Source organism: Coleofasciculus sp. (genome assembly GCF_046539235.1).
Classification (GTDB): Bacteria; Cyanobacteriota; Cyanobacteriia; order Cyanobacteriales; family Coleofasciculaceae; genus Coleofasciculus.
This window is the reverse complement of sequence record NZ_JBKHHI010000025.1, coordinates 19,878-28,045: the sequence shown is the minus strand read 5'-3', so window position 1 is coordinate 28,045 and position 8,168 is coordinate 19,878. Positions and strand designations below refer to the sequence as shown.

Below are 8,168 nucleotides of genomic sequence, written 5' to 3'. Positions count from 1 at the left end.
TTCAATTGCCTAGAGCAGAAAATATCATTGAAGTATACAGCATCACATCTCAAGAGCTGGAGAGTTTTGCTTCATCAAAACATGCGGGGGTGAATCTATGAAACACTCTATCGGTCAAAAAGCCACAATTAATGTTTGTTCCACCATACACTGTCCCTTTTTTGAGAGTCAATGTTCTGTGTCTGGGAGTTGTCCCAAGTATTATGAATCCTATCACTGTCATCTAGCCAGTGTCTTTGCCTTTCATTCGGATGGACATTGGTTGTTTACCGCCAATGAACATGAACTGCGCCATATCCAACACGTTAACGATGGCTGGATTGCTCACTATGGTTCTATTCTATGGCAACACGGAGATAGGCAAGACAATACACCTACAGGAACCAATCAACTTTCTCCCCAGTGCAACTATCCGCATATCGAGAATGATGCATTCTTAAATTCGCCGGAAATGACTCAGAAAATCTCCCCAATCAGTATGAGCCTGCTCGATTCTATTGAATTTGAGGACTATTAACCTAAATGGAATGGTATTAACCTAACCTGGATTTGTTGTTGGTAAGCGTTGTGCCAGAAGCATTGAAGCCCTGACTAAAAGCTAGTTATAGACATTCAGCAACATCATGCGATCGCATGCTTGTCATAGCGTTGTGATCAGCCTGTCACAAATAGGGATTATGCTGATATAGAGGAGTTGAGATTCCTTTCTATAATGAACGACACCGCCTTCCAAGTCACCTTGGGAGGCATTCCTATATCTATAAGATTACTTGATTTTCAAAAAAGTCCCCCACAAGTGCAAGGGACTTTTGACTCTCCAATTTCCCAGTAACTGATTACAGTTTCGTCCCACAAACCGGACAGAAATGATTCGTGGTTGGATTCTCAGTCCCACAGTTACTGCAATCAACCACCTCAGCCACCTGTTCTTGCTGACGGCGTTCTGGCAATCCGATCATTTGGGCATTACTCTTACCCGGTGCAACCATCGGATAACAATTCTCATTCTTGGTGACGTGGACATCCAGCAGAACCGGACCATCATACGCTAACATTTGCGCGATCGCGTCCTTGAGTTCATCCCGATGCTTCACCACCATGCCCTTGACCCCATAAGCTTGGCACAGAATCACAAAATCCGGCATTCCTATTTCCATATTCGAGGACGAATACCGTTGTCCATAAAACGCCTCTTGCCACTGGCGCACCATTCCTTGCCAGCCATTGTTAATAATCACAGTCTTGACATTAATACCATACTGTGCTAATGTCCCTAGCTCCTGAATATTCATTTGTACTGAAGCATCACCCGCCACACAAACCACTTGCTGATCCGGTAGGGCAACCTTCACGCCCATAGCCGCAGGAACCCCGTACCCCATCGTGCCTAAACCAGCACTGGAAATCCAACGGCGCGGTCCCGTCTTCAGAAATTGCGCTGCCCACATCTGATGCTGACCCACATCCGTGGTATAGTAAGCATCTGGGGCTTGCCGATCCAACTCAACCACCACCTCTTGCGGCGAAATCGTATCTGGATACTGGGGTGCTTCCAAGGGATACTCTTGACGCCAACGCTGAATCCGCTTCAGCCATGCCTGAGTTTGGTTCGGATCAGCGGGAATTTCCTGTTCCTCGTAGCGCCGTAATAACTTAGCCAACACCTGCTGCACATCGCCGACAATTGGCACTTGGGGGGCGCGGTTTTTGCCCACTTCCGCGGGGTCAATATCGATATGAATCACCTTAGCATGGCAAGCAAACTGATCCAGCTTCCCGGTAACGCGATCATCAAACCGCGCACCGACGGCAATCAGTAAATCACATTCACTCACGGCAAAATTAGCATAAGCCGTGCCATGCATTCCCAACATTCCCACCGACAACGGATGAGATTCATCAAACGCCCCTTTCCCCATCAACGTTGTCGTGACCGGAATTTGGAACGTTTCTGCCAATTGCTTGACTTGCTCATGGGCATTCGCCGTAATCGCACCGCCACCGACATAGAGTAACGGTTGCTGCGACTGTCGGATCAGATTCAACGCCTGATTAATTTGCCGGGGATTTCCCTTAACCGTAGGACGGTATCCCGTCAGCTTAACCATACCCGGATCGACAGGGGTGTAGTCAAATTCTTCCAGCCCCACATCCTTGGGAACATCAATTAACACTGGACCCGGACGACCGGTACTAGCAATATGGAACGCTTCAGCCACAATCCACGCCATATCACGAGGATCACGCACCACATAAGAATGTTTGACAATCGGCAGCGTAATCCCAAAGATATCCGTTTCTTGGAACGCATCCGAACCAATCGCCGCCCTTGTCACCTGTCCGGTAACCACCACCAAGGGAATCGAATCCATGTGGGCGGTAGCAATCCCTGTAACTAAGTTTGTCGCCCCAGGACCCGATGTCGCCAAACAGACACCCACTTTTCCTGTTGCTCGGGCATATCCATCCGCCGCATGAGCCGCACCCTGTTCATGGCGAACCAAGAAATGCTGCATTTCTCCGCGCTCTTCCCACTGATACAGTTCATCATAGATCGGCAGGATTGCACCACCGGGATAGCCAAAAATATGGTCAACCCCATGACGCTTCAGACTATCCATCAGAGCGTAAGCACCCGTGCGACGGGTAACGGTTTTTTGTTTGACTTCTTTTTTAGAGATACTTTGGTAACGCACCAGATACCCTCACTAAATGATTAACAGTTTTTCTTAGAGCTTTGTATATTCTGACAATAGGTTCACCAGACCTATGGTAGATCTTTAAATGAGCAAATAATTTATGAGTTTAAAACAAATCTGGGATCACTGTCTAGTTGTCATGCGTCTTATGTTGATTGTTCATGGTTCATTGTTCATTGGTAATCCTCTTCCCCAGCTCCCCCAGCTACCTGGCTCCCCCTTCTAATGGCTCGATTCAATCCCTCTGCCGTAACTGCTGCATGAAAAATTCCTCTAACGAGGAACGTGCTAGGGTGATCTCGATTAATTGCGCTCCCATCAGGCGGAGACTGGCAATAAATTCTTGGGGTTCACCTTTGAGTTCACCATACCAGCTATCTTCCTCGAATGCCAGTTCCTTAACCCAGCGTTGGAGAATGTCGATATTGCCGCCTTTTCCACGAACCTGGTAATGAGTCGCTACACCCAACAGTTCATCTAGTGTGCCAATACAAATTAACTCTCCCTGTGCCAGAATCGCAATCCGATCGCATATCTTCTCCACATCCGATAAAACATGGCTATTGAAGAAAATGGTTTTTCCTTGCTCCTTAAGTGAGAGAATAATTTCCCGGATCTGATAGCGTCCCATGGGATCGAGTCCCGACATCGGCTCATCCAGAAACACGACATCAGGGTCATTAATCAGGGCTTGTGCCATACCGATGCGCTGAAGCATCCCCTTAGAATACTGTCGCAACTGCTTCTTTTTCGCCGCCGACTTCGATAATCCCACTAATTCCAGCAATTGGGGAATACGTTGGCGTTGACGACTTTTGGGGATTTGAAATAATCCCGCGGTCAGTTGCAAGAATTCCCAGCCTGTCAGATAGTCGTAGAAATAGGGATTTTCTGGCAAATAGCCGATGCGCTGCTTTACTCCGCGATCGCCAATGGGTTTTCCCATCAGCCAAGCCCGTCCAGAGGTAGGACGGACAATCCCCAGTAAAATTTTCAATAGCGTCGTTTTTCCCGCACCATTCGGACCTAGCAAACCAAATGTCTCTCCCGAATCAACGGAAAGAGAGCAATTTTTCAGTGATTCAATTTTTTGATTCAGCCAAAAGCCAGTGCGATAGACTTTCCTTAACTCAGAAGTCGCCACAACTGGACTCTGGTCAAGGGTAGTCAATGCCCCTGGCAAATCAGCAGTTGAATCCATTCCCTGTTAATTGAATTTCATAATTGACAGTTCTATCGTTATAACTGTATCAGGATATTGCTGTTTCTGGTACAGGGCGTAAGCATTTATTGAATGTTTTCTTTCCCGGCTTCCCCCTCTCCCACTCACCCCCTCTCTCCCGCGCCCTTATCGACGCATTGCCGTGGACTGACTTTGAGAATGTTGGGCAACTTGCTGGGCAACTTTAGGATCATACAGTCGTAAATAATTCCAATAGTTACCAAACACCTGCTTCACATAATCTCTGGTTTCATCAAAGGGAATGGATTCAACAAACTCATCTGGATCACCAGCACTTCCTTGTTGCAGCCATTTTGATAAATTTCCTTGACCGGCGTTGTAACTAGCGATCGCGAGTAAGGAGTTGTCGTTATAAGACTGGTGAACTTGTCGCAGAAACCAGGTTCCCAGTTTGATGTTATCGTCGGGATTTTCCAGAGAATAATCCTCCATATCAATACTTTCTGCCGCCCACTCCCCTGTACTGGGCATCATTTGCATTAAACCGACAGCACCAGCACCGGAACGAATATCAGGTTCAAAGCGAGATTCTTGGCGAATCAGGGCAGTCACCAATAGAGGATTGAGTTCACGCTTTTGGGAATAGGTGGCGATCTTGTCTGAGAAAGGAAAGGGATAGAGCGCTTGCCAGTAGGTGAATTTTTCCCGTAAGTCTTGGTACTGCGCTTGTTCTGTGGGGGTCTCTCGATCTTCTAAGCTGGCAATGGTAGAAATGCCGCTCAAGTAATCTCCTATTGCCAACTGCACCAAGCCATCGGTAAACTGTTCAGCGACGGTGGGTTCGAGGCGATTTTGGAATTCGGCTTTCCAAAGTATCCAAGCCTCTTCGTCTTGACCGAGTAAATAAAGTTCTTTGAGGGCGGCTGAACCCATTGGTAACAGGGGTCGGGTTTTCGGCAGAACCAGTTTCGGATCAAGTTGACGGACGGTTTTAAAGTCGCCCACATCCCAACCAAGCTGCACGGCAGAGCGCCATGCATAGTAAGACTGAGGGTGGTTGGTAATCACCTGCTCGAATGCGGCTTGGGCATCCTGTCGGCGTTCCAATTTCCTTGCCCATTTGCCTACCCAAAAGCCAGCCTGACGTGCCAGAAACCGATCGGGATTTTCGGTGGTAATCGGTTTTGCCCATTCCCAAGCTGCCTCGACATTGCCTGATTCAGCGTGCGATCGCGCCACTTGCCAACGGTAGGCGGCGGCGGCGTCAGACTCACCATACTCATCAATCAATTGTTTTCGGGCTTCCTCGGCGGCTTGATAACTCCCTAGGCGTTCCAGGGTTTCCGCTTTGACCAAAAGGGCTTCCCCGGCGCGTTCCGGGAAGCGCTCAACAACTTCGTCTAGATAGGGAACTGACTCAATATCCGGTTGCAGTTGCGCCAGTTCAATCAGGGCGGCGGGTGTTTCCTCGGCGTCGGGAAAATCACTCACCATCTGTTTGTATGCCCGTTTAGCGTCCGCGTACTGCTGGGCAAATTTCAGGGCTCTTGCCACTAAATAGGCATTATTGGATGTTTCGGGAGCTTTGGCATAAGCGGCGCTGGCTTGACCATATTTCCGATCTCGCCAGTAGCCCACCGCGATCGCTTGCCAATCCTCTGGTTTAATCAGAGGTTGATTATCGGAGTCAACCACCCTACCGTAGTTTCCCACCAATTGGTCTAAGATCGGTGTCACATCTGGAGTAACCTCTGGGGTATCAAAACCATATCGAGCCAACAGCAGCATCAACTCAGGCTGATCGGGATTCTCTTGCAGGCGTTCTCCGGCTAACTCCAGAATCAACGGATGAGATGGATAGTTAGCGACGGCTTTCTCCCAGTATTTGGGATCGTCAACAGGCGGTTCATAAAGCTGCTGAATTTTCTCTTGCCAACTCGGATTGGCGGACAATGAGTTGATCTCCTCTTCCTGATACTGAGACTCCTGAGAGAAAAGAGCATGAAGCGCATAAGCCGCAACGGGCTGATCGGCGTAACGTTGCAGCAGGTTTTGCCATTCTGTGAGGGCGTTGGTTTTCTCACCCATCTGTTCATAAGCTTGGGCGCGTTTAACTGTGATATAGCCACCCAGGACAGGATAGTCCAACTCCAATCCCTCTAACCAACGCAGCGCCTCCTTGCCCTTGTCTTGTGCCATTAAATCCGCTGCCAAAAGATAACGCGCACGAGACTTATCAATGGAATTTTTTCCTTGCGCGATCGCCTCAAGTTTGGCTTTTCGCTGGTTTGCGGGTAAAGACGCGAGTCGCAAAACCGCCGTGTCGCTCTGTTTTTCTGGGTTAAAGGAATTATGCTGCACAAATGGTAGCCGGATGGTCAATTGACCCAGCCCCCTAGTATACTCACCACCTATCAGCGTTCCTCCCCAAATTAGACCGGCGAGTCCGACTCCAGCGACTAGAGCGATTTGTCGTCTTCGTTGTCTACGCCTTGAACGGCTGTGGGGGGCGAAAATTTCGCGTCTTTTACTCATAGAACCTCCTGGTGACGCACATCTATCTTAGAGCCGGTTAAACTCATCCCCCACCAAATCAGGGGGATTTCCGATTCAGGGTTCATGGCTAACTCACAATTAACGATGACTCTGAACTCGGCGGTAAGTGGTTTTCCCTCCCTCTAAAAGAAGGTGGGCTTCCCGCCGCTTTTTGTAAAGATCGGCAGAACACGATGGCATTGCCCAGTTTGATTGTACGTTTATCTCTGGTTAAGGTGGGAAAGTTTCCCGAACCGTTTCTGGATAAGGGTTAGCGTTTCGGTCGTTTTTTCAGACCCAATCGTCGAACGATATACTGACGCTGCACCCGATCAAATTTGGTTTTCCTTGTGATCTTCCATTCTTCAATATAAGCGCCCACCAGACAAGCCCCAATTAGATCGGTACTATCTAAATTGGTGTTTTTTAGCGTCGCCCCCTTTAGGTTAGCCGACTGCAAATTGGCGTAGCTGAGATCGCTATTGATGAAACTCGCCGCGACTAAATTAGCCCCCCGCAGATTCGTTTCCGGTAAGCGAAGATTGTCAAAGTTTTCCTCTTGTCCTTCACCCGTAACCACTAATCGCCGAATTTTGGGGTGATCCAAATAGGTTGTTCCCACACGGGAGAGTTCCAGTTTTTTGGCTTGAAACCAGCAAGTGCGCGTCACCTTGGCTTGTCTAAAATTGGTGCTTTTGAGCAGGGCTTGGGTGAAATCCGCGTCGGTTAAATCGGCACCCTGAAAATTTGTTCCCCCAATCGCAGCGAAGGCAACCGCAACCCGACGAATGAAGGCGTAGTTTTTATCCCCGATTAAGGCTCGCCAGCTTACATAAGCAGAAAGTCCAGCCACACCCACCGCCACAATCACCGCCACTGTTGCGGCACTGGTTGCTGCTACCACGGATGCCCCGGCTGTAACCACAACCACTGAACCGGCGGCGGCGACGACACCAGCTCCGGCGGCGACGATGGCAACAGCACTAGCCGCAGCGATCGCTCCCGCGGCGGCTCCGGCTGCCACGACTGCCATACCAATCGCAGCAGCGACGGCGAAAGCACTGGCAGCTACTAAAGTTACCGCTACCGATGTGGCTCCTGTCAGAACTGCCACCATTGCCGCCACCACAATTGCCACAACCCAAACCCCTAACGCCATAATCAGCCCTTGGCGGATCGTCAGGCTGACAAAAACGCCCAAAGCGATTAGAATAAATGCACCTGCTAAGATTTCGATCAGGTTCTGACTAATCAGTGCCGCTCCGGTAATCACACCCGCCAAGGCGGAAACAAAACCCGATAGCGTGGATAGAAATAACGCAACCAGCAAGAGAATCATTGCCCAGTGTTGCTGCAATCCAGCTTGGCAATAGCTAAAATTTGCCCCTGTTAGGATAGCATTGCTAAAATCTGCGCCTCGGATGTCGGCGTGGCTAAAATTAGCACCTGCCAAGTCAGTTCTGCCTCGAAACGAGCGACCTTGCAAATTTTGACCGGAGTAGTCCTGAGCCATCATAACCTCCGAATGGATGGGGCAACCATAAGACAACGGGCGTTGGTGGAATAGAAATTTGCATTCAGCAAGGTTTCGACTTGACCAACTCTTATGCTGTAGAATAAAACATTTAGTGGAACAATTGAACGAGAATAGCGACTGCTTATGCTTTTAGAATAGCCGCAAGATGGTATCAATCACAATGTTTCCTATTCTCTATTTCCTGTTTTCCGTTCGCCGTTTTTTCTAATCAGCA

5 protein-coding genes are annotated in these 8,168 nt (G+C 49.0%); 1 reads left to right on the top strand and 4 read right to left on the bottom strand.

The genetic code is table 11. The annotated features are described in order from the left end of the window. The first annotated feature begins 97 nt into the window (after positions 1-97). The gene (locus ACLFWI_RS04415; protein WP_446411915.1) at positions 98-517 is read left to right on the top strand and encodes a hypothetical protein; all 420 of its coding nucleotides are present in this window, start codon (positions 98-100) and stop codon (positions 515-517) included. Positions 518-836: 319 nt separating this feature from the next. Here ACLFWI_RS04415 and ilvB read toward each other — a convergent pair whose 3' ends face one another. The 4 genes from ilvB to ACLFWI_RS04395 all read right to left on the bottom strand — a co-directional run bounded on the left by ilvB (position 837) and on the right by ACLFWI_RS04395 (position 7,930). Then, positions 837-2,696, bottom strand: coding sequence for a biosynthetic-type acetolactate synthase large subunit (gene ilvB, locus ACLFWI_RS04410; protein ID WP_446411914.1), 1,860 nt, complete (start codon positions 2,694-2,696; stop codon positions 837-839). A gap of 238 nt (positions 2,697-2,934) precedes the next feature. Further along, on the bottom strand, positions 2,935-3,900 hold the full coding sequence (locus tag ACLFWI_RS04405) for an ABC transporter ATP-binding protein (protein ID WP_446411913.1): 966 nt from the start codon (positions 3,898-3,900) through the stop codon (positions 2,935-2,937). Between the two features lie 147 nt (positions 3,901-4,047). Further along, positions 4,048-6,417 carry a transglycosylase SLT domain-containing protein gene (locus ACLFWI_RS04400; RefSeq protein ID WP_446411912.1) on the bottom strand — a complete coding sequence of 790 codons (2,370 nt, stop codon included), beginning with the start codon at positions 6,415-6,417 and terminating at the stop codon, positions 4,048-4,050. 271 nt (positions 6,418-6,688) lie between these two features. Then, the gene (locus ACLFWI_RS04395) at positions 6,689-7,930 is read right to left on the bottom strand and encodes a pentapeptide repeat-containing protein (RefSeq protein WP_446411911.1); all 1,242 of its coding nucleotides are present in this window, start codon (positions 7,928-7,930) and stop codon (positions 6,689-6,691) included. Positions 7,931-8,168: the final 238 nt, after the last annotated feature.

Coding starts and splice junctions, on each gene's coding strand:
- ACLFWI_RS04415 (WP_446411915.1), top strand. CDS start 98: ATGAAACACTCTATCGGTCAAAAAGCCACAATTAATGTTTGTTCCACC.
- ACLFWI_RS04405 (WP_446411913.1), bottom strand. CDS start 3,900: ATGGATTCAACTGCTGATTTGCCAGGGGCATTGACTACCCTTGACCAG.
- ACLFWI_RS04400 (WP_446411912.1), bottom strand. CDS start 6,417: ATGAGTAAAAGACGCGAAATTTTCGCCCCCCACAGCCGTTCAAGGCGT.
- ACLFWI_RS04395 (WP_446411911.1), bottom strand. CDS start 7,930: ATGGCTCAGGACTACTCCGGTCAAAATTTGCAAGGTCGCTCGTTTCGA.